Below are 18,792 nucleotides of genomic sequence, written 5' to 3' on the forward strand. Positions count from 1 at the left end.
ATTGCCAACTTTACGGCGGGTATGGCGGCTTTGCCACACACTGGCAGGCAGTGCAGAACACGTGGCACACATCACAGAAGGGGAATCATGGAGCTCATCACCGAAGCCCGGGGCCTGCAGGGCACGCTCGCCCAATGGCGTCACGCCCTCCACCAGGAGCCAGAGATCGGACTCGACCTCCCCCGCACCCAGGAGAAGGTGCTCGCCGCACTCGACGGGCTGGGCCTCGAGATCTCCACCGGTACCGAGACGACATCCGTCACCGCGGTGCTGCGCGGCACCGCCGGCAACGCGGACGACGCCGGCAACGCGCCGTCGTCGTCCGCCTCGCCTGCCGCCTCATCCCCGACGCGCCCCGCCGTGCTGCTGCGGGCCGATATGGATGCGCTTCCCGTCCAGGAGCGCACCGGCGCGGACTTCTCCTCAAGGATCGACGGGGCGATGCACGCCTGCGGCCACGACCTCCACACGTCGATGCTGCTCGGCGCGGCGACGCTCCTCGCGGACAACCGCCACCGGCTCGCCGGCGATGTCGTGTTCATGTTCCAGCCGGGCGAAGAGGGCTTCGACGGTGCGTCCGTCATGGTCCGCGAAGGCGTGCTGGACGCAGCGGGACGCCGCGTCGACGCGGCGTTCGGGATGCACGTCTTCTCCTCGATGGCCCCGCACGGGCAGTTTGTGACACGGCCTGGCGTCATGATGAGCGCCTCTGACGGGCTGTTCGTCCGCGTGCTCGGCGCTGGCGGCCACGGCTCCGCGCCCCACATGGCGAAGGACCCGGTCACGGTCGCGGCCGAGATGGTGGTCGCGCTCCAGACCATGGTCACGCGCCAATTCGACATGTTCGACCCGGCCGTCATCACCGTGGGCCGTCTGGCTGCCGGCTCCAAGCGCAACGTCATCCCGGAGACCGCCGAGTTCGACGCCACCATCCGCACCTTCTCGGACGGGCACCGCCAGCGCATGCAGACCGCGATCCCGCGGCTCCTCCGGGGCATCGCGCAGGCCCACGGCGTCGACGTCGAGGTGCGGTACGAGGCGGAGTATCCCCTCACCATCACCGACGTGGCCCAGACCGAGTTCGCCGAGCAGGCGATCGCGGAGCTGTTCGGCGAGACGCCCGGCTCCGGGGCCGGCGGGCGGCATGCACGCCTGGCCAACCCGCTCTCCGGCTCCGAGGACTTCTCGCGGGTCCTCGCCGAGGTGCCCGGCAGCTTCATCGGGCTCAGCGCCGTGCCCGCCGGCGTCGACCCCGCAACGACCGCCTTCAACCACTCCCCGTTCGCCGCGTTCGACGATGCCGTCCTCGCGGACGGGACCGCCCTATACGCCCACCTCGCCCTGTCCAAGCTCGCAGCCCTCACCGGCGCCTGAGCCCCAACACCTCGAAAGGCAGACATGTCCACCAACACCGACGTTGCCGGGCGTCTCCGCAAGGCGCCCTCCGCACGCCAGACCATCTTCAGCACCGGCGTCGGGAACGCCGTCGAGTGGTACGACTGGAATGTCTACGCGACGTTCGCGCCGTTCTTCTCGAAGCAGCTGTTCAACGGCGCCGACCCCACCTCCGCGATCCTGTCCACGCTCGCCGTGTTCGCGGTCGGTTTCCTCGCCCGCCCCTTCGGCGGCCTGATCTTCGGCTGGATCGGTGACCGGATCGGCCGCCGCACGTCGATGACGTTCGCAGTAGCCCTCGCCGCCTTCGGCAGCCTGATCATCGCAATCGCCCCCACGTACACCGCAGTTGGCGCGTTCGCCTCCGTCACACTCCTCGTGGCCCGGCTCATCCAGGGCCTTGCGCACGGCGGAGAGCTGCCCTCCTCGCAGACCTACCTCTCCGAGGTCGCCCCCCGGGAGAAGCGCGGGCTCTGGTCCTCGCTCATCTACGTCTCCGGTACGGTCGGCGTCCTCTTCGGCACGTTCCTCGGCGTGATCCTCACGAGCGTCCTCACCAAGGCCCAGATGGATGACTTCGGGTGGCGCATCCCGTTCTTCCTCGGAGCGGCGCTGGGCCTGTACGGCCTGGTCATGCGGTTCCGCATGCCGGAGACGGAGGCGTTCGAGGGCCTCACCGGGGAGGGCGGCGCCAAGCGGCCCAAGCACCCGATCTGGCGCTCGATCGTTCAGCACAAGAAGCAGGCGATCCAGGTCATCGGGATGACGGTGGGCCTGACCATCATCTACTACGTGTGGGGCGTGGTGGCCCCGGCATTCGCCATCTCGAGCCTTCACGTCAACCCCGCCGAGGCGCTGTGGGCCGGCGTGGGAGCGAACGTGGTCTTCCTCATCGCCCTGCCGCTCTGGGGGAGGCTGAGCGACCGGATCGGGCGCAAGAAGGTCATGATCATCGGCGGCGTGGCCATCGCAGTGCTGCACTTCCCGATGACCTGGCTGCTGCGGGACTCGGCGTGGCAGCTGTTCGTCTCGATGTCCGTCATGCTCATCTTCATCGCGTGCTCCGCCGCGATCGTGCCGGCCGCGTACGCCGAGATGTTCCCGGCCCATATTCGGACAGTGGGCGTGGGCGTGCCCTACTCGATCTGCGTGGCCCTGTTCGGAGGCACCGCGCCGTACCTCCAGCAGCTCTTCGCCGACGTGCTCCACGCCTCCTGGGCGTTCAACGTGTACGCCGTGGTCATGGTGGTCGTCTCGATCCTGACCGTACTCGGCCTGCCGGAGACGAAGGGCAAGGACCTGCGCCACTGAGGTTCCCACCGCATGGCGGCGCCCCCTCGCACGAGAGGCGAGGGGGCGCCGTCGTGCGTCCCGTAGCCTTGAACGCGATGAGCGAGCACCCCAACCCCGTGACCCCCAGCTCCCAGGCCTCCTTCGGCACCTACCGGCGGCAGCCGGTGAGCTTCGTACGCCGCGGGACTCGGCTGCAGGGGCGGCGGCAGGCGGCATGGGATGAGCACGCTGACGCCTATGTGGTGGACGTCCCCCGGCAGGTCGCGGACACCTCCGTGCACCCGGACTACGTCTTCGACGCTGCGGAGGAGTTCGGGCGCACGGCCCCCCTTGTCGTAGAGATCGGCTCCGGCCTCGGCGAGGCGATCGTCGCCGCCGCGGAGGCGGACCCGGGCCGGAACTACCTCGCGGTGGAGGTTTACAAGCCCGGCCTCGCGAACACGCTCCTGCGCATCGCCCAGCGAGGCCTCACGAATGTCCGGGTGGTCCAGGCCAACGCGCCCGAGGTGCTCGGCAGCATGCTGCCCGCTGGCTCCGTGGCTGAACTGTGGGTCTTCTTTCCCGACCCGTGGCACAAGACCAAGCACCACAAGCGGCGGCTCGTGCGGGAGTCCTTCGCCGACCTCGCGGCGCGGGTGCTCGCCCCCGGCGGGGTGTGGCGGCTCGCGACCGACTGGTCAGGCTATGCGCAGCAGATGCGTGAGGTGATCGCCCACTCCCCGGCGTTCCGCAACGCGCACGATGGCGCGCTGGCCGGCACTGCCAGCCCTCTCACCGCGGCGTGGGCTTCCGGTGTGGACTGCGAGGCCACCGGTGAGACGGACGAGGTGGGCGGCTGGGCGCCGCGGTTCGAAGGCCGAGTGCTGACGAGCTTCGAGAACAAGGCCCATCAGGCCGGGCGGGTCATCTTCGACCTCACCGCCGTGCGCCTCTAGCGCAGGCTCAGCTCACCGACGTGGTCGCGACGGTCTGCTGCGCGGCGTCGCGGATCTCGATCGTGCGGATCGAGGTGAGCTGGAACGAGGTCGCCCCGGTCAGGACCGCCCGTGAAGCATAGCCGGCCGAGCTCCAGCTCGCAGCCTGCTGCGCCGTGCCGTCCGCTGTCACGACCCACACCGTGAACACCCCGTCGCCCGGCATGCCGCGGCACGTCAGATTCAGCTCGGTGCCCCACGCCTTGTGCACGAGCGCGAGGTCAACATGCGCACCGTCGGCTGAGGTCATCGTGAGGGTCTGCGCCGGTGAGGAGATGCTTGTGCCGGGTGAGGGCTGGACGAGGGGCCCCAGGGCGGGGCGCATCGCGGGCCCCAGCGCGATACCGGCGGCGAAGAACGCCGCCGCAGCGGCCGCGAGTGAACCGGCCCACACAGCGGTCCGCGCACGACGCCGCCGGCTTACCCGGGCGAGCAGTTCGCGCGGCGCGGTGGCCACCCCGGGCGAGTGCGCGGCGTCGTGCGCTATCGCCTCCGCGCGGTAGCCAGGCACCGCATCGAGAAGGGCAGGGAGCGTCTCGATCGAGGCCAGCTCCGCGCGACATTGACCACACGTGGCGAGATGGGCCTCGATGGCGCGCGTCTCCTCGGGGCTGAGCGCACCGAGCACGTAGGCGCCGAGGTCGAGGCGGAGCTGATCGTGGCCTTGGCCGGACAGTGGCGTGCTCACCGGTCCACCCCCATCTCGTCGAGTGCGGAGCGCAGGGCCTTGAGCGCGTAGAAGCAGCGGGACTTGACCGTGCCGGCGGGGACGCCCAATTCGCGCGCGGCCTCCGTGACCGTGAGACGCCGGTAGTGGACTGCCACGAGAGCCTCGCGGTGCTCCGGAGTCAGGCGCATGAGGGCTTCCTCCATGACCACTCGGTCCAAGAGCTCGTCGATCCGCTCGGCGTCCACGGCCACGGCGAAGCCGTCTGGGCTCTCGTCAACGGACGCGACAGTGCGTGGGCGCCTCGCTGCGACTCGGTGCTGGTCCACGATCAGGTTCCTCACGGTCCGGTAGAGGTAGGCCCGGAGGCCCTGTGTCTCGAGGGGGGCCTGGCGCCACACGCGGATGATGGCCTCCTGGACGATGTCCTCCGCCTTCTCGCTTCCCACGGCACCGCGGGCGAACCGGCGCAGGGCGGCCGCATGGTCGCGGTACAGCGCGGCGACGGCGTCCTCGTCCATGGGCATGGCTGCCTCCTCGCCCTTCCATACGCGCTCCGGACCGATTCGGTTCACCGGAGGAGCCGCGGATCCCACCGAAACCATTATCCGGCTGAACCGTTTGGCGATCAGAGGCGTGTGAGTGGGCAGCGGTGGGCCACTGCCGCACAAGAGGAAGGCAAACCCATGAACAAGCGAGCAGCGCTCTGGATGGCCGCGGCCTGGGCAGTCCCTGCCCTTGCCCTCGCAGGATGCGGTGGCAGCACGGGCAGCGGGAGTTCCTCGTCCGGGGGCAGCACGTCGTCCACCACCAGCGCGGCGGCGTCGGACAATATGGGCTACGGCGCCGGGGCCGGCTCTGGCTCGTCATCGGCCAGTGCAAGCAAATCTTCACAGGGTGAGACACTCAAGACGGCCACGATCGGCGGCCAGACCATCGTCGTGGACGGCGAGGGCAAGGTTGTCTACTACTACACGCGGGACAACGCCGGGGCGACCTCGAGCGCGTGCACGGGCGGGTGTGCCACGCTGTGGCCGGCGGTCGTGTCCCCGGGCGCGCCGACGCTGCAGGGCGTCACCGCGAAGGTTGGGAGCATCAAGACCTCTGACGGCAAGGATCAGGTCACGCTCAACGGCATGCCGATCTACTACTACCAGAAGGACTCCGCGCCGGGGCAGGCGACGGGACAGGGCGTGGCGAGCGTCTGGTACGTGATCGGCGCCGACGGCAAGATGATCACGGCCTCCCTCAAGTAGCGCACCTCCTCGAGGGCGCGCTCTCCCACAACTCGCAGGTGCGGGCGTAGGGTGGAAAAACCCCGCGGTGGAGGAGGAACCATGTCAGACTTCCGCACGTACACGGAAGAAGAGAAGCACAGCTTCGTCGCCCCGGCCTGCGAGCTGTGCGGCCAGCACCGGCACATCGTGTGGCAGCAGGACGGGGACAAGTGGATTCCCCGGGACAAGGGCTGCTCGAACGAGGCCTGCCCGCAGTATCGCGGCTGATCGGCACCCACCGCGGTCGCGCCTCGGTTCACCGGCCTATCCGGGGCGGGCTGAGCTCGAGGGCTGGGTAGAGGATGTCGAACACCGGACGGATACCGCCCTCGAGTGCGCCCTTGACGTGGCCGGCGCCCGGAACCACCCGGTAGGCGACGTGCATCCCGGCCGCCTCGGCCGCCTTCGCCGCCCGCTCGACGCCGGGAGCGAATGTCGGGTCCTGGTCGCCCGAGGTGAAGACTGCGGTGACGTGGCCGTAGGATCCGGGGTGGAGGGCGAGGATGCTCGCGGGCTTCGCGGCGTCGAACGCCTTCTGGTCCCCCCGGAACACGTCGCGGAGCGCGGGCCCCGGGCTCTCGGCGCCGGGGAACTCCTCGGGCGAAACGGCGGCGAGGCCGCTGAACAGGTCTGGACGCGTGGCCACGAACTTGAACGCGCACGCCCCGCCGTTCGAGTACCCGCCGATGGCAGTGTGGGCACTGTCACCGAACACGTTGAGCGCATGCCTGGCCCATGGCACTACGTCGTTGAGGATGTAGGACTCCGCGGGGCCATGTGCGATCGAGTCGGCACACGTCGGATCGCCCTTGGTCCCCACTTGATCCGCGACCACCACGATCGGCGCGAGTCCGTGATGCTGGCGAGCGAACTCGTCGAGGAAGTCGGCCATTGCCGTCACGTCCGGCGTTCCCGGATAGCCCATCATGAACACCAGGAGTGGCAGCCGGGGAGGCTCGGGCACGAGTGCCGCAGGCGGGAGGTACAACGCTGCCTTGCGTGCGGCGAACCCGCTCGATGGGATCTCCACACTGCCCCGGCGCCCGCCTGCCGGCATCCCTGCGGGCGGGGTCCACTCGTAGAGCTTCTTCTCGCGGTCCGGTTCCTCCCCCTTGGCGACGGACCCGACATCGATCGTCTGGCCGGTTGTCACGCCGAAGAGGGCCCCGACGGTCCGGTCCAGGCCGAAGTACGAGTTGACCTGGATGCCGCCGGCGAGGGCGACCACGGGGATCGCAACCGCCGCAAGCACCTTGCGCCACAGGGGCGGATCCCAGAAGCAGGCAATCACGGCACCGAGAGCCGCTCCCGTCCCCATGAGGCGTCGGACGATCCCTGCTGGCAGGTAGAGGTCAAAGGCGCCGACGGCGTTCCAGACGACGGTGAACGCGAACGCGACGAGCGCACCGCCGGACGCCGCGATGAGGAGCCTCAGGAGGCGCCACCGCGTCGTCCGGGCGGCAAGCAGCACTGCGACGAACACGCAGGCGATCACGAGCGTGCCCAGGACGAGCGGCCCATCCACGATCTCGAGGCCGAGCAGGAAGTCCATGTGTCAGGGCGCGCGCCACTCGCGCGAGGGTGGCTCAGCGGGCAGGCTGGGCCTCGTGATTGCTCTGGGGATCGGCGTCGTCCTCATCGATATCATCATCGGCGTTCCAGTCGTCCTCGTCGAGTTCCTCGAACTCGGCGATTGCGATGACAGAGCCGTCACGGGGGTCGATCATCAAGGCCTCGTCGTCGTCCTCGACCATGAGGTACTCGCCCTGATCCGTGGTGAAGCGCCAGGCGAGCGTCTTGACGCCGCCGTGCATGTAGTTCGGATCGCCCATGATGATGGCTGTCAACTCGTGGCCGGCCACGTCGCACAGCTCGCGGATCACGAGCTCGAACTCGGGCAGGTCCGCGAGGTTCTCCTCCTGGGCCGCCGCGCGGCGCGCGGCGAGATCGTCGATCAGGCCCACGCGACGGGCGATCTCATCCTCGATCCCGTCCTCGTCGAGGGCCAAGAGGCCCTCCTGACGCTTCAGCCAAGCGGCGTTGAGGGCCACGAGATCCTGCTCGTCCTGGAGCTTCTCGAAGTGCTCGTCGAGCTCCTCGAGAGCGGCCACATCGGCGGAGTCGCCGTCGCCGTCGAGGTAGGCCTCGGCGTCCTCCTCGGTGAGCGCCTCGAACGCGGCGGTCAGCTCGTCGAACAGGGTGAGGTGCTCGGTTGCCCCCATCCCGCGCAGGCCATCGCGGACCAGTCCGTCAACGCCCTGGCGATCGCCGGACGTGAAGATGTACTGGGCAAAGCCGCCGTCGAGCATCTGCGTCAGGTAGAAGTCCACATAGTAGCTGCGAAGCGCGTTCGGCGCGATCTCACGCTCGTCGAGCAGTTCCTCGTACATCGCGTTGACGACGTCGACGTTGGCGTCCACCACCGCCTCGCTGCCCGCGGTCAGGGCCTCGGCAGGGAGGACGACGGGGTGAAAGCTGGTGCTCATGAGGGGCTCCTCGCTCGTGCGGTCACTCACCCTTTGAACGTACGACGGCGCGCGGCCCCAAAGCCACGAATAGGCTCCTGCGCCGGGTGAACCTTGAGCAAACCTTGGGCGAGGTTCTAGTGCTGGGGGCGCCAGATGACGAGCGCCTGCGAGGCACGCGACTCGGGCCGCTGCCCGCGGGCCAGACTCACGACGTCGCCCGCGATTCCGGCAGCGAAGACGCGCCGCCGATCGGAGGCGCGCTGGGTGTTTGCGAGCTCGGCCTGCAGCTCGGTGAGGCGCGCGCGAAGCGCGGCCACCTGGTTCTCGAGGTCGAGGATCCTCTTGATGCCCTCGAGGGACACCCCGTCTTTCGAGAGCCGCTGGACCTCGCGCAGCATCTCGACGTCGCGTTGCGAGTAGCGCCGCTGCCGGCCGCCCTGACGGGACGGTGAGACGATCCCCAGACGGTCATACTGGCGGAGGGTCTGGGGGTGCATCTCGGCCAGCTCCGCCGCCACAGAGATCACGAAGATCGGCGCGTACGGATCGATGGGCATGGCTAGAGCCTCGCTTTCTCCGCGAGGTGGGCGCGTGGATCCGACTGGCCGTTCTTCGACGTCGCCTCAGCGAACGCCTTCACGGCGTCCTCGGCCTCCTTGGAGAGGTTCTGGGGCACGACAACCTCGACCGTCACCAGCAGGTCCCCGGTAGCCTTGGCGGTCTTGACGCCGCGGCCCTTGACCCGGAGGGTTCGTCCGGAGCTCGTCCCAGCGGGGATCTTCATCTTCACCGTGGAGCCGTCCACGGTCGGCACCTCGATCTGGGCGCCGAGAGCAGCCTCGTCGAAGGTGACGGGCACATGGATGCGCAGGTTGTCGCCGTCGCGCGTGAAGAAGCTGTGGGGACGGACCTGGACAGTGACCATGAGGTCGCCCGGGCCAGCCGAGCCGGGGCCGCCCTTGCCGCGGACGCGGACCTTCTGGCCGTCGCGGATGCCCGCCGGGATGCGGACCTCGATGACCTCGCCGTCCTGCTCGCGCAGGCCCACCGTGGTGCCTCTGATCGAGCCCGCGAACGAAATGGTGGTCGTGGCCTGGCGGTCGGTACCCTTCTGGGGCGGCGGCTGGAACCCGGCACCCCCGAACCCGCCGGACCCGCCGAACAGGTCGGCGAACTCGGGCGGGAGGTTGCCGGTGCTGAAGCCGCGCGAGTGCCGCCCGGCCCCACCCCCGAAGAGGCCGCCGAAGAGGTCCTCGAACCCGGCCGCCCCGGCCCCCGCACCAGGGCCACCCGCGGAGAAGCGGGCCCCGCCCATCGCACGGATCGCGTCGTACTGCTGGCGCTCCTCCGGATCGGACAGGACCGAGTTGGCCTCAGTGATGTCCTTGAACTTCTTCTCTGCCTCGGCGTCCCCGGGGTTCTGGTCGGGATGGTACTTGCGGGCCAGCTTGCGGTAGGCCTTCTTGATGTCTGCCTCGGAGGCGTCCTTGGACACGCCGAGAATGGCGTAGAAGTCCTTCTCCACCCAGTCCTGACTTGCCACGAACGCTCCTTACAGTGAGATGTACGTCAAGTTTCCTACGGATTCGGGTACGCATCCCGGCGTTGACTCGCCGTCAGATGCGTACCCGAAACCGGGATGGTTCAGCCCTGGGGCGTCGCCACGATGACCTGGGCGGCCCGCAGGAGGCGCCCTTCGGTCTTGTAACCCGCGCGCAGGACCTGCTGGACAGTGTCCACCTCGATGCCGTCGCCGGGCTGCTGGATCAGGGCCTCGTGGATGTTCGGATCGAACGGGACTCCGGTCTCAGCGATCCGCTGGAGCCCTTGGCTCGCGAGGATCGAATCGAGCTTCCCAGCGATCGAGGCGAAGGGGCCGTCTGTGAGGTCGCCGTGGGCCCGAGCCGCATCGAGGTCGTCGAGGACCGGGAGCAGCGAGCTCAGGACTCCGAATACGGCGACCTCGCCTGCCACTGACCGGTCGCGGTCCACGCGCCTGCGGTAGTTGACGTACTCGGCCTGGAGGCGGAGAAGGTCGTTGCGCAGCTCGTCCTCGACCGTACTCTGCCCCTGCTCCGCAGCAGCCTCCTTGAGGATCTGCTCGGCCTGGGCGAGTGCGTCGTCGGCGTCGTGCGGCTCGTCGACGGGGCGCATGTCCTCGTGCCCGTCCTGAGCGGCCGACTCCGGGTGCCGCGCCTGGCCCGTGACCGGGTCAACCTTGCGGTTGTCCCGGATCACCGGGTCGGGGCGCTCACCCTCGTGCTCGTTCTCGTTTCCGTGATGGGAAGCCATGGCTACTTAGTCTTCTTCTCGTCCTCGTCCACGATCTCTGCATCGACGATGTCCTCGTCCGCTTTGGCCGACCCGCCAGAGTGGGCCCCAGCGTCGTGCGTGCCGGCCTGCGCGCCGTCACCCGCTGCCGCGCCAGCCTGTGCCGAGGAGTAGATCGCCTCGCCGAGCTTGGTCTGCGAGTGCTGGAGCTTCTCGAACGCCGACTTCACCTCATCATCGTTGCCGGAGCCCTCGAGCGCCTTCTTGAGGGCGTCGACGTCGGCCTGCACCTCGGTCTTGACCTCCTCGGGCAGCTTGTCCTTATTGTCGGCGATGAGCTTGTCCACCGAGTAGGCGAGCTGCTCGGCCGAGTTACGGGTGTCAGCGGCTTCGCGGCGCTTCTTGTCCTCGGCCGCGTGGGCCTCGGCGTCGGCGACCATGCGCTCGATGTCGTCCTTGGACAGCGCGGTGCCGCCCGTGATCGTCATCGACTGCTCCTTGCCCGTGCCCTTGTCCTTCGCGGACACGTGCACGATGCCGTTGGCATCGAGGTCGAACGTGACCTCGATCTGCGGGATGCCCCGCGGGGCGGGGGCGATGCCCGTGAGCTCGAACGTGCCCAGCGGCTTGTTGTCACGGGTGAACTCGCGCTCACCCTGGAACACCTGGATGGACACTGAGGGCTGGTTGTCGTCCGCCGTCGTGAACGTCTCGGAGCGCTTGGTCGGGATGGCCGTATTGCGCTCGATGAGCTTGGTCATCACGCCGCCCTTGGTCTCAATGCCCAGCGAGAGCGGGGTGACGTCGATGAGCAGGACGTCCTTGCGCTCGCCCTTGAGGACACCCGCCTGGAGTGCGGCGCCAACCGCCACCACCTCGTCCGGGTTCACGCCCTTGTTCGGCTCCTTGCCGCCCGTGAGCTCCTTGACGAGATCGGAGACGGCGGGCATGCGGGTCGAGCCGCCCACGAGCACCACGTGGTCGATGTCGGCGACCTTGATGCCCGCCTCCTGGATGACGTCGTGGAACGGCTTCCTGGTGCGCTCGAGCAAATCCTTGGTGAGGTCCTGGAACTTGGCGCGGGAAAGCGACTCGTTGAGGTGGACCGGACCGTCAGGGGTGACGGAGAGGTACTGGAGCGAGATGTTCGTGCTGGTTGAGGAGGAAAGCTCCTTCTTGGCCTGCTCAGCGGCCTCGCGGAGACGCTGGAGGGCGATCTTGTCCTTGGAGAGGTCGATGCCCTTGACCTTGAGCTGACTCAGGAGGTACTCGACGACCCGCTGGTCCCAGTCGTCGCCGCCGAGGCGGTTGTCGCCCGCCGTCGCGCGGACCTGGATGGTGGAGAATCCGTCTTCGTCCTTGCCGACCTCGAGGAGGGACACGTCGAACGTGCCGCCGCCGAGGTCGAAGACGAGGATGAGCTCGTCCTCCTTGCCCTTGTCGAGGCCGTACGCGAGCGCCGCGGCGGTGGGCTCGTTGATGATGCGGAGCACGTTCATGCCCGCGATCTCACCGGCCTCCTTGGTGGCCTGACGCTCGGCGTCGTTGAAGTAGGCCGGGACGGTGATGACGGCGTCGGTGACCTTCTCGCCCAAGTAAGACTCGGCGTCATTCTTGAGCTTCATGAGGATGCGCGCGGAGATCTCCTGCGGCGTGTACTTCTTGTCATCGATGTCGATCGACCAGTCAGTGCCCATGTGGCGCTTGACCGAAGCGATGGTCCGATCAATGTTGTTCACGGCCTGGCGCTTGGCGATCTCACCGACCAGCACCTCGCCGGTCTTGGAGAACGCGACGACCGACGGCGTGGTGCGCCCGCCCTCGGCGTTCGCGATGACGGTCGGCTCGCCGCCCTCCAGGACGGAGACGACGGAGTTGGTGGTGCCCAAGTCGATGCCCACTGCACGGGACATAGGTTCCTCCTGCTGGTTGCTGGTCTTTCATGAATCGCCGGACTGAGCCAGCCACTGTCGGGCTGCCAAGTTGAGCGGTCTGCACTCAACTCTACGCATCACCTCCCGGATGTCAAATGAACTTGAGTCGGTGACGCTCAAGTTATCGCATTCGGACCGAATTCCCGTGCGATTGCCGCCCGAGCTACCGCCGCCCTATGGCCTCGGTCCCGGCGTGCCTGGGGAGCAGGGAACTGTCCACCACGGAGAGCAGCATGAGCACCGCAATTGCCGCGAAAGCGACCCGGTACCCCGCCGCAGGATCCGTCGCCGCCGCCCAACCGGCGTCGTGCACCAAGGCGCTCGCGAGACGGATCAGGAGCGCGCCCACAGCGACCCCGAGCGCGTGCGCGAGCTGGACGAGCGTGTTCGCGATGGCGTTGGCGCTCGGGAGCTGGACCGCGCTGACGTCCGAGTACTGGACCGTCATGTAGGCCGAGAACCCGATCGAACGGAACATGCCCGAGAGGACGAGGACGCCGAACAGCACAGGGTCCGGCCAATCACGTGTCGCAAGCCCGCACAGCGCGAACGTCACCGCGGACGCCGCGGCGGCACCGACCAGCACTGGCTTGAAGCCGAGCCGACGGATGAGCGGGGTCGTGGCCGGCTTGATGCCGATGTTCCCCACGAAGACGGCCGCAACCATGAAGCCCGAATGCACCGGATCCCACCCGAACCCATCCTGGAGCATGAGGGGGAGCATGAACGGAACCGAGGAGATCGTCAGACGGTAGACAAACCCTCCCGTCTGGGTCGCGCGGAACGTGCGCACGCCCAGGACACGGAAGTCGAAGAGCGGGGAGCGAGCGCGCCGCATCCAGGCGACGGCACCGGCAAGGGCCGCGATCCCGGCCGCAAGGAGGCCCGCGCCCCAGCCCGAGTCACCGCTGTGCCCGAGCAACTCAAGGCCTATGACGACGGCGGCGACGCCGAGCGACGTGAGCGCCAGGCCCGGCCAGTCGAGGTGCCTGCCCGGATCTGCCCCACCGCCAGGCACGAGCCGCAGCGCGGCCACGAGGGCGGCTGCTCCCAGCGGCAGGTTGACGAGGAAGATCCAGTGCCACGACACGTACTGGGTGAGGGCACCGCCCACGAGCGGGGCGAGGACCGGGGCGAGCAGGCCGGGCCAGACAAGGAAGGCAGTGGCCTTGAGGAGCTCGTCCTTCGGGGTCCCGCGCAGCACCACGAGGGTTCCTACGGGGACCATCATGGCCCCGCCGAACCCCTGGACGGCGCGGAACGCGGTCAGCGCCGAGAGACCGGGGCTCAGGGCGCACGTGAGGGACGCGAGGGTGAAGAGCGAGATGGCGGCCGTGAACACGGGCCGGGGCCCGAACCGCTCGGCCATCCACGAGCTGAAGGGGATGCCCATGGCCACGGTGGCCAGATAGGCGGTCATGGCCACGTTGACGTCCGCGGGAGCCACTGAGAAGTCGGCCCCAATGGCGGGCAGCGCCGTGGCGAGAGCCGTGCCGTCGAGGAACTCCATGAAGAACGTCGCGGCGACGAGGAGCGCGAGTCGCGGATTCCAGGCGGCGGGCGAAGTCACCGGACCAGCGTAGCTAGGCCCCCTGGCCCACGGCTTCACCTGTGCCGGAAACCGACACAGGTGACGCCGCAGCGCGGGGGGCGCAGGCGGCGTCGTGCGTCAGGACCTGTCAGTATGCCGGGTAGGAGAGTGCCTGGTTGAGGATCTCAGGACTGTTGGTCGCGGTGGCGAGCCACACGACAGCCACCGTGAAGACGATGCTGATGAGGAGCCACACGGCGCTGAACTTCGCAAGGGTGCGGATCTCGGCGCGGCTCACCTCGGCGGTGTCGTTGCGGACGGCCACCAGCTGGGCCCCCAGACGGGACATGGGCGAGGGCGCCGTTGCAAGGACTGAGTTGGAGGCGCAGTCGATGCTGCCGTCGCGCAGGGTGGCGACCATGCGGTCCGCGCGGCGGTCGAGCCGCATGCTCGCGATGTTGCCACCGTGGCGGGCCAGGAGGATGTCCTCGCCGAGGCGCATCCGGCCGTGACGACGGAATCCGCGGCTGGAGTGGGCGTTCTGGGTCAGGGACATCGGGGCTCCTCTCGGATGAGGGGCGCCGTTGCCCTCCAAGTCGTATATGATTCGCCTTCAAGTTTACGGAACGGTCCGCCCCTGCGCCTGCGTTTTGGCCGCTTTCGTAGCCAACTTCACATCGGTGTGTGATTCCTTCGGTAACGTGGAGCCATGGAAGCCCCGGACAACTCCTCGCAGAGCCCCGACGACGTCTACACCCACGGTCACCACGAGAGCGTGGTGCAGGCCCACGCCGCCCGGACCGCGCAGAACTCCGCGGCGTTCCTCGTGCCCCATCTCGCACCCGGGCTGGCCGTGCTCGACGTCGGGTGCGGGCCGGGCAGCATCACGTGCGACTTCGCCCAGCTCGTGGACCCCGGCACTGTGCTCGGGCTCGACCGATCCGAGGACATCGTCGCCCAGGCCCGGGCGCTCGCCGAGGAACGCCGGGTCACGAACGCCTCCTTCGTCGCGGGGAACGTCTACGACCTCGAGCTCGACGACGAGACCTTCGACGTTGTCCACGCCCACCAGGTCCTGCAGCACCTCACCGACCCGGTGGCGGCGCTGCGGGAAATGCGCCGCGTGGCCAGGCCGGGTGGCATCGTGGCCGTGCGGGACGCCGACTTCCACGGCATGAGCTGGTACCCGGAGCTCCCCGAACTCGACGCGTGGATGGACCTGTACCAGCGCATCGCCCGCAAGAACGGCGCGGAGCCCGACGCCGGCCGGCGGCTCGTGGGATGGATGCAGGAGGCCGGCTTCACTGACGTGGCGCCCACGAGCAACAACTGGCTCTACGCGACCCCGCAGCAGCGCGCATGGCAGGCGCGGGTGTGGAGTGAGCGCGTGCTGCACTCGGCATTCGCCGAGCAGGCACTCGAGTACGGCTTTGCCGACCAGGCGGACCTCGACCGCATCGCGGCCGGGTGGCACCGATGGGGCTCCTCCTCGGACGGCTGGTTCCTCATCCCCAATGGGGAGGTCATCGCGCGGGCTTAGGCCCCGCACCGAGCCCCGGCGAGGACCGCCGCCGGCAGCGGCACTTCTCCCGTGCGGCAGTTCTCCCGTGCGGCACTTAATCTTGTCTGGTGCCACTTTCCATCTGGAGCGCCCTCGTGGGCGCCTGCCTGCTCATCAGCTTCACGCCCGGGGCCGGTGCCATCAACACGATGAGCAACTCGCTCACCTCCGGGTTTCGCCGTGCCCTCTGGGGGGTCCTGGGCCAGCAGGCGGCACTCGTGGTGCACTTGGCGATCGTGGCAGCCGGGCTCGGCGTGCTGGTGGCGAGCTCCCCCGTCGCGTTCAACGTGATCCGGTACCTCGGGGCGGCGTACCTCGTGTACCTCGGCATCCGCCAGTTCCTCAGCAAGCCTGACACCTCCCACGAGGCCGTGGCTGCGCTGGCCAACGAGCCCGCGTGGTCGATGTTCCGGCGCGGCCTCTGGGTGAACCTGCTGAACCCGAAGGCCATCGTCTTCTTCCTCGCGTTCATCCCGGGGTTTGTGCGCCCCGACCTGCCGCTGTGGAGCCAGTACCTCGTGATCGGCGCGACGATCGTGTGCGTGGACATCCTGGTCATGTGGTTCTTCTTTGCCCTCGCCGCGAAGAGCTTCCAGCGGTTCACCCGGAGCGAGCACGGCCAGCGCGTGGTGAACCGGGTCTTCGGCGTGCTGTTCGTCGCCATGGGCGCGGTCCTCGCGGTCGTATGACGCGATGCGGAGCGGAGCCCCGCCGGACCCTATGCTTGGTCCCATGAACTCGACGGCGAGCCCCTACCGGATCATCACGGTCTGCACCGGGAACATCTGCCGCTCCCCCATGGCCGAGTTCATGCTCCTCGAAGCCCTGCACGCTGCGGGCCTCGGCGAGCGTGTCCAGGTCGATTCGGCGGGCACCACGGGCTACGAGGTCGGCCGGCCCATCGATCCCCGTGCCGCCCGCGTCCTCGACAGCCACGGACTGCGCACCCATACGCACCTCGCACGGCAGTTCGACCCGGCGTGGTACGTCGATCGGGACCTCATCCTTGCCCTCGACGTCGACCACTATGGCCACCTCCAGCAGAACGCCCCGGCCGGGACCGGGCACAAGGTTCGGATGCTGCGGGAATTCGACCCCCTCGTCGCACGCCTCGACCACCTCGACCAGGGCATCGAGGACCCGTGGTTCGGCGACCACACTGACTTCGAGACCACCTGGCGGCTCATCGCGGCATCGGTGCCGGGCGTCGTGGCCCACGTGCGTCGAGAACTCGCCGCGCACGGCCTGACCGCCGACGTGTGAGCAGTGTGGCTGCTCCTAGGGGTGCAGCGGATCGCCCCCTCGTCATCGCCATCGACGGCCGCTCGGGCGCGGGCAAGACCTCCCTCGCCGTTGAGCTTGCCGCGGCGCTGCGGGCCCACCGGACCGTGGCCCTCGTCCACCTCGAGGACCTCTATCCGGGGTGGGATGGCCTCGACGAGGGGATCCGCTTGTGCGCGACCAGGATCCTCGAGCCCCTCGCGCGGGGCGAGACCGCCCGCTGGCACCCATGGGACTGGGCGGCCGGCATCGAGGGCGCCGAACGCGTGACGCAGCCCGCTGACATCGTGCTCGTCGAGGGAGTCGGCGCGGGCGCGGCCCCGCTTCGGAGGCTCATCGACGCGCTCGTGTGGGTCGAGGCCCCGGCCGAGGAGCGCAAGCGCCGGGCACTCGCCCGCGACGGGGAGACTTACGCGCCCCACTGGGACCGCTGGGCAGCCCAGGAAAATGCCTGGCTCGCGCACGACGACGCCCCCACCGCCGCCCCCGTCACGGTCGCCTCTGGCCCGGGTCAGGACCGGCCTGACGGTCTCGCCGCGCGGGTCATCGGTGCACTCGCCGAGCTCCCGTCGCTCCGCGACCTCCTCGCGCCCGAACGATCCGCGCGCGAGTCTGCAGGCGTCGTCGTGCGCAGGCTCCACGCTGCGCCGGACCCCGAGCGGCTGTTCTCCGAGTTCTTCGGGGGCTCCGGGCAGGCGGTGTGGCTCGACTCCTCCGACGCCACGATCGGGTACCCCGGCGGCGAGGTCGGGCCACGCAGCAGGTTCAGCATCATGGCGGACAGTTCTGGGCTCCTCGGGCGCCAGATGTCGCATCGGCGGGGACTGACCGAGCTGGTGATCGGGCCGGAGACGGCCACGCCGGTCTCAGCCCGCTTCGGCATGCCGTTCTTCCGGTGGCTCGATGCGGAATGGGGGCATGCGCACGCCCCGATGACGACCGGACTTGCCAGCGGGTTCGCGCTCGGCTGGCTCGGATACCTCGGATACGAGCTCAAGCGGGAGTGCGGTGGCTCGGACGTGGACCCCGGGCTCCCAGACGCCCAGCTGCTGTTCGCCGCGCGGGCCCTCGTCCTCGACCATCTCCTCGGCGAGGCTTGGCTTCTCGCGCTGCACTCCCCCGACGCCGATGCATGGCTCGACACCGCGGCCTCGGCAGTGGACCGGAGCGCTGCCCACGGGCCGACGCCTGCGTCAGCGATGTCTGCGTCTGCGGAGCCGGGCCCGATCACGGCGGATCCGCCGGTATTCGCTGCCCGCGACCCTGCGGCCTCCTATATGGACAAGGTCCGCCGGGCGCAGGCGGAGATCGCCGAGGGCAACACCTACGAGGTCTGCCTCACCACCACGCTCGAGGCACCGGCCTCCGGCGACGGCGCAGGCGTCGTCCACATCGACCCTCTCCGCGCCTACTTCGCGCTCCGCCGCCGCAGCCCTGCGCCCTTCGCGGCGTTCGCGCGGTTCGGCGGCCTGAGCATTGCGAGCACGTCACCGGAGCGCTTCCTCTCCCTCACTGCCGACGGCGCGCTGCGCGCCGAGCCGATCAAGGGCACCCGCAGTCGCTCCGCCCGCGCGACCCGCGCCGAGGATGCCGCGGCCTCGGCCGAGCTGTCCGCGAACCCCAAGGACCGCGCGGAGAACCTCATGATCGTGGACCTGCTCCGCAACGACCTGAGCCACCATGCCGCCCCCGGATCGGTGGCCGTCTCGCGGCTCTTCGCTGTCGAGACGTACGCGACCGTCCACCAGCTCGTGAGCACGATCGACGCCCGGCTCCGTCCAGGAGCCTCACGCGCCGAGGCTGTCGCGGCAGCGTTCCCGCCCGGATCGATGACGGGCGCGCCGAAGATCAGCACCATGGCCATCCTCGACGAGCTCGAGGCGGGTCCCCGGGGGGTCTACTCGGGCGTGATCGGCTACTTCTCACGGACGGGCGCCGCGGACCTGTCCGTGGTGATCCGCACCCTGATCGTCGAGCAGCTCGACGGGACGCACGACGGCGCCGCCCGCCTCACGCTCGGGGTGGGCGGCGCCGTCGTGGCCGACTCGGACCCGGCAGCCGAGTACGACGAGATCCGCGCCAAGGCCTTCGCCGTCCTGAGCGCTCTGGGCTCGGAGTTCCCGGACCCCTGATGGACAGC

At 69.2% G+C, this 18,792-nt stretch carries 19 protein-coding genes; 9 read left to right on the top strand and 10 right to left on the bottom strand.

The annotated features are described in order from the left end of the window. The first annotated feature begins 87 nt into the window (after positions 1 to 87). The 3 genes from LF262_RS11185 to trmB all read left to right on the top strand — a co-directional run bounded on the left by LF262_RS11185 (position 88) and on the right by trmB (position 3,623). Complete coding sequence (locus LF262_RS11185; RefSeq protein ID WP_235780474.1) at positions 88 to 1,374, top strand: M20 metallopeptidase family protein; 1,287 nt, start codon at positions 88 to 90, stop codon at positions 1,372 to 1,374. A gap of 24 nt (positions 1,375 to 1,398) precedes the next feature. Continuing rightward, positions 1,399 to 2,706 carry an MFS transporter gene (locus LF262_RS11190; RefSeq protein WP_235780475.1) on the top strand — a complete coding sequence of 436 codons (1,308 nt, stop codon included), beginning with the start codon at positions 1,399 to 1,401 and terminating at the stop codon, positions 2,704 to 2,706. 77 nt (positions 2,707 to 2,783) lie between these two features. Further along, on the top strand, positions 2,784 to 3,623 hold the full coding sequence (gene trmB / locus LF262_RS11195; RefSeq protein WP_235780476.1) for a tRNA (guanosine(46)-N7)-methyltransferase TrmB: 840 nt from the start codon (positions 2,784 to 2,786) through the stop codon (positions 3,621 to 3,623). Between the two features lie 7 nt (positions 3,624 to 3,630). Here the strand turns inward: trmB and LF262_RS11200 are convergent, their stop codons facing one another. Both LF262_RS11200 and LF262_RS11205 read right to left on the bottom strand, forming a co-directional pair. Further along, entirely contained in the window at positions 3,631 to 4,350 is a 720-nt protein-coding gene (locus LF262_RS11200) for an anti-sigma factor family protein (RefSeq protein WP_235780477.1), read from the bottom strand. Next, positions 4,347 to 4,856, bottom strand: coding sequence for a sigma-70 family RNA polymerase sigma factor (locus tag LF262_RS11205; protein ID WP_235780478.1), 510 nt, complete (start codon positions 4,854 to 4,856; stop codon positions 4,347 to 4,349). The genes LF262_RS11200 and LF262_RS11205 overlap by 4 nt, the downstream gene beginning before the upstream one ends. A 159-nt stretch (positions 4,857 to 5,015) precedes the next feature. Here LF262_RS11205 and LF262_RS11210 point away from each other — a divergent pair, with 159 nt between their 5' ends. Both LF262_RS11210 and LF262_RS11215 read left to right on the top strand, forming a co-directional pair. Continuing rightward, a complete protein-coding gene (locus LF262_RS11210; protein ID WP_235780479.1) occupies positions 5,016 to 5,585 on the top strand; it encodes a COG4315 family predicted lipoprotein in 570 nt (189 codons plus the stop codon). An 81-nt stretch (positions 5,586 to 5,666) separates the two neighbouring features. After that, positions 5,667 to 5,834 (top strand): hypothetical protein, encoded by a 168-nt coding sequence (locus LF262_RS11215; protein ID WP_235780480.1) that lies wholly within the window; start codon positions 5,667 to 5,669, stop codon positions 5,832 to 5,834. A 28-nt stretch (positions 5,835 to 5,862) separates the two neighbouring features. Here LF262_RS11215 and LF262_RS11220 read toward each other — a convergent pair whose 3' ends face one another. The 8 genes from LF262_RS11220 to LF262_RS11255 form a co-directional block, all read right to left on the bottom strand. Continuing rightward, positions 5,863 to 7,158 carry an alpha/beta hydrolase gene (locus LF262_RS11220; protein WP_235780481.1) on the bottom strand — a complete coding sequence of 432 codons (1,296 nt, stop codon included), beginning with the start codon at positions 7,156 to 7,158 and terminating at the stop codon, positions 5,863 to 5,865. A gap of 34 nt (positions 7,159 to 7,192) precedes the next feature. Further along, positions 7,193 to 8,092 (bottom strand): DMP19 family protein, encoded by a 900-nt coding sequence (locus LF262_RS11225; RefSeq protein WP_235780482.1) that lies wholly within the window; start codon positions 8,090 to 8,092, stop codon positions 7,193 to 7,195. A gap of 116 nt (positions 8,093 to 8,208) precedes the next feature. Further along, positions 8,209 to 8,631, bottom strand: coding sequence for a heat shock protein transcriptional repressor HspR (locus LF262_RS11230; RefSeq protein WP_235780483.1), 423 nt, complete (start codon positions 8,629 to 8,631; stop codon positions 8,209 to 8,211). 2 nt (positions 8,632 to 8,633) lie between these two features. Then, positions 8,634 to 9,617, bottom strand: a complete 984-nt coding sequence (locus LF262_RS11235) for a DnaJ C-terminal domain-containing protein (RefSeq protein WP_235780484.1) — start codon at positions 9,615 to 9,617, stop codon at positions 8,634 to 8,636. A 101-nt stretch (positions 9,618 to 9,718) separates the two neighbouring features. Next, on the bottom strand, positions 9,719 to 10,366 hold the full coding sequence (locus LF262_RS11240) for a nucleotide exchange factor GrpE (RefSeq protein ID WP_235780485.1): 648 nt from the start codon (positions 10,364 to 10,366) through the stop codon (positions 9,719 to 9,721). A 2-nt stretch (positions 10,367 to 10,368) separates the two neighbouring features. After that, entirely contained in the window at positions 10,369 to 12,258 is a 1,890-nt protein-coding gene (gene dnaK / locus LF262_RS11245) for a molecular chaperone DnaK (RefSeq protein ID WP_235780486.1), read from the bottom strand. A 184-nt stretch (positions 12,259 to 12,442) separates the two neighbouring features. Then, entirely contained in the window at positions 12,443 to 13,849 is a 1,407-nt protein-coding gene (locus tag LF262_RS11250) for an MFS transporter (RefSeq protein ID WP_308190527.1), read from the bottom strand. 109 nt (positions 13,850 to 13,958) lie between these two features. Beyond that, positions 13,959 to 14,366 (bottom strand): hypothetical protein, encoded by a 408-nt coding sequence (locus LF262_RS11255; protein WP_235780487.1) that lies wholly within the window; start codon positions 14,364 to 14,366, stop codon positions 13,959 to 13,961. Positions 14,367 to 14,519: 153 nt separating this feature from the next. On the opposite strand from LF262_RS11255, the gene LF262_RS11260 reads away from it, so the two are divergent. The 4 genes from LF262_RS11260 to LF262_RS11275 all read left to right on the top strand — a co-directional run bounded on the left by LF262_RS11260 (position 14,520) and on the right by LF262_RS11275 (position 18,784). Continuing rightward, on the top strand, positions 14,520 to 15,350 hold the full coding sequence (locus LF262_RS11260; protein ID WP_235780488.1) for a methyltransferase domain-containing protein: 831 nt from the start codon (positions 14,520 to 14,522) through the stop codon (positions 15,348 to 15,350). A gap of 86 nt (positions 15,351 to 15,436) precedes the next feature. Then, positions 15,437 to 16,060, top strand: a complete 624-nt coding sequence (locus tag LF262_RS11265; protein ID WP_268933824.1) for a LysE family transporter — start codon at positions 15,437 to 15,439, stop codon at positions 16,058 to 16,060. A gap of 43 nt (positions 16,061 to 16,103) precedes the next feature. Beyond that, positions 16,104 to 16,634: a low molecular weight protein-tyrosine-phosphatase gene (locus LF262_RS11270; protein WP_235780490.1), complete on the top strand. Its 531-nt coding sequence runs from the start codon at positions 16,104 to 16,106 to the stop codon at positions 16,632 to 16,634. After that, positions 16,631 to 18,784, top strand: coding sequence for a chorismate-binding protein (locus LF262_RS11275; RefSeq protein WP_235780491.1), 2,154 nt, complete (start codon positions 16,631 to 16,633; stop codon positions 18,782 to 18,784). Before LF262_RS11270 ends, LF262_RS11275 begins: the two co-directional genes overlap by 4 nt. Positions 18,785 to 18,792: the final 8 nt, after the last annotated feature.

Source organism: Sinomonas notoginsengisoli (assembly GCF_021554725.1).
Lineage (GTDB): Bacteria > Actinomycetota > Actinomycetes > Actinomycetales > Micrococcaceae > Sinomonas > Sinomonas notoginsengisoli.

Bases quoted from the DNA above. Each gene is read 5' to 3' on its own strand.
- LF262_RS11185 (WP_235780474.1), top strand. From the start codon at position 88: ATGGAGCTCATCACCGAAGCCCGGGGCCTGCAGGGCACGCTCGCCCAA.
- LF262_RS11190 (WP_235780475.1), top strand. From the start codon at position 1,399: ATGTCCACCAACACCGACGTTGCCGGGCGTCTCCGCAAGGCGCCCTCC.
- trmB (WP_235780476.1), top strand. From the start codon at position 2,784: ATGAGCGAGCACCCCAACCCCGTGACCCCCAGCTCCCAGGCCTCCTTC.
- LF262_RS11205 (WP_235780478.1), bottom strand. From the start codon at position 4,856: ATGCCCATGGACGAGGACGCCGTCGCCGCGCTGTACCGCGACCATGCG.
- LF262_RS11210 (WP_235780479.1), top strand. From the start codon at position 5,016: ATGAACAAGCGAGCAGCGCTCTGGATGGCCGCGGCCTGGGCAGTCCCT.
- LF262_RS11215 (WP_235780480.1), top strand. From the start codon at position 5,667: ATGTCAGACTTCCGCACGTACACGGAAGAAGAGAAGCACAGCTTCGTC.
- LF262_RS11220 (WP_235780481.1), bottom strand. From the start codon at position 7,158: ATGGACTTCCTGCTCGGCCTCGAGATCGTGGATGGGCCGCTCGTCCTG.
- LF262_RS11225 (WP_235780482.1), bottom strand. From the start codon at position 8,092: ATGAGCACCAGCTTTCACCCCGTCGTCCTCCCTGCCGAGGCCCTGACC.
- LF262_RS11230 (WP_235780483.1), bottom strand. From the start codon at position 8,631: ATGCCCATCGATCCGTACGCGCCGATCTTCGTGATCTCTGTGGCGGCG.
- LF262_RS11240 (WP_235780485.1), bottom strand. From the start codon at position 10,366: ATGGCTTCCCATCACGGAAACGAGAACGAGCACGAGGGTGAGCGCCCC.
- dnaK (WP_235780486.1), bottom strand. From the start codon at position 12,258: ATGTCCCGTGCAGTGGGCATCGACTTGGGCACCACCAACTCCGTCGTC.
- LF262_RS11255 (WP_235780487.1), bottom strand. From the start codon at position 14,366: ATGTCCCTGACCCAGAACGCCCACTCCAGCCGCGGATTCCGTCGTCAC.
- LF262_RS11260 (WP_235780488.1), top strand. From the start codon at position 14,520: ATGGAAGCCCCGGACAACTCCTCGCAGAGCCCCGACGACGTCTACACC.
- LF262_RS11270 (WP_235780490.1), top strand. From the start codon at position 16,104: ATGAACTCGACGGCGAGCCCCTACCGGATCATCACGGTCTGCACCGGG.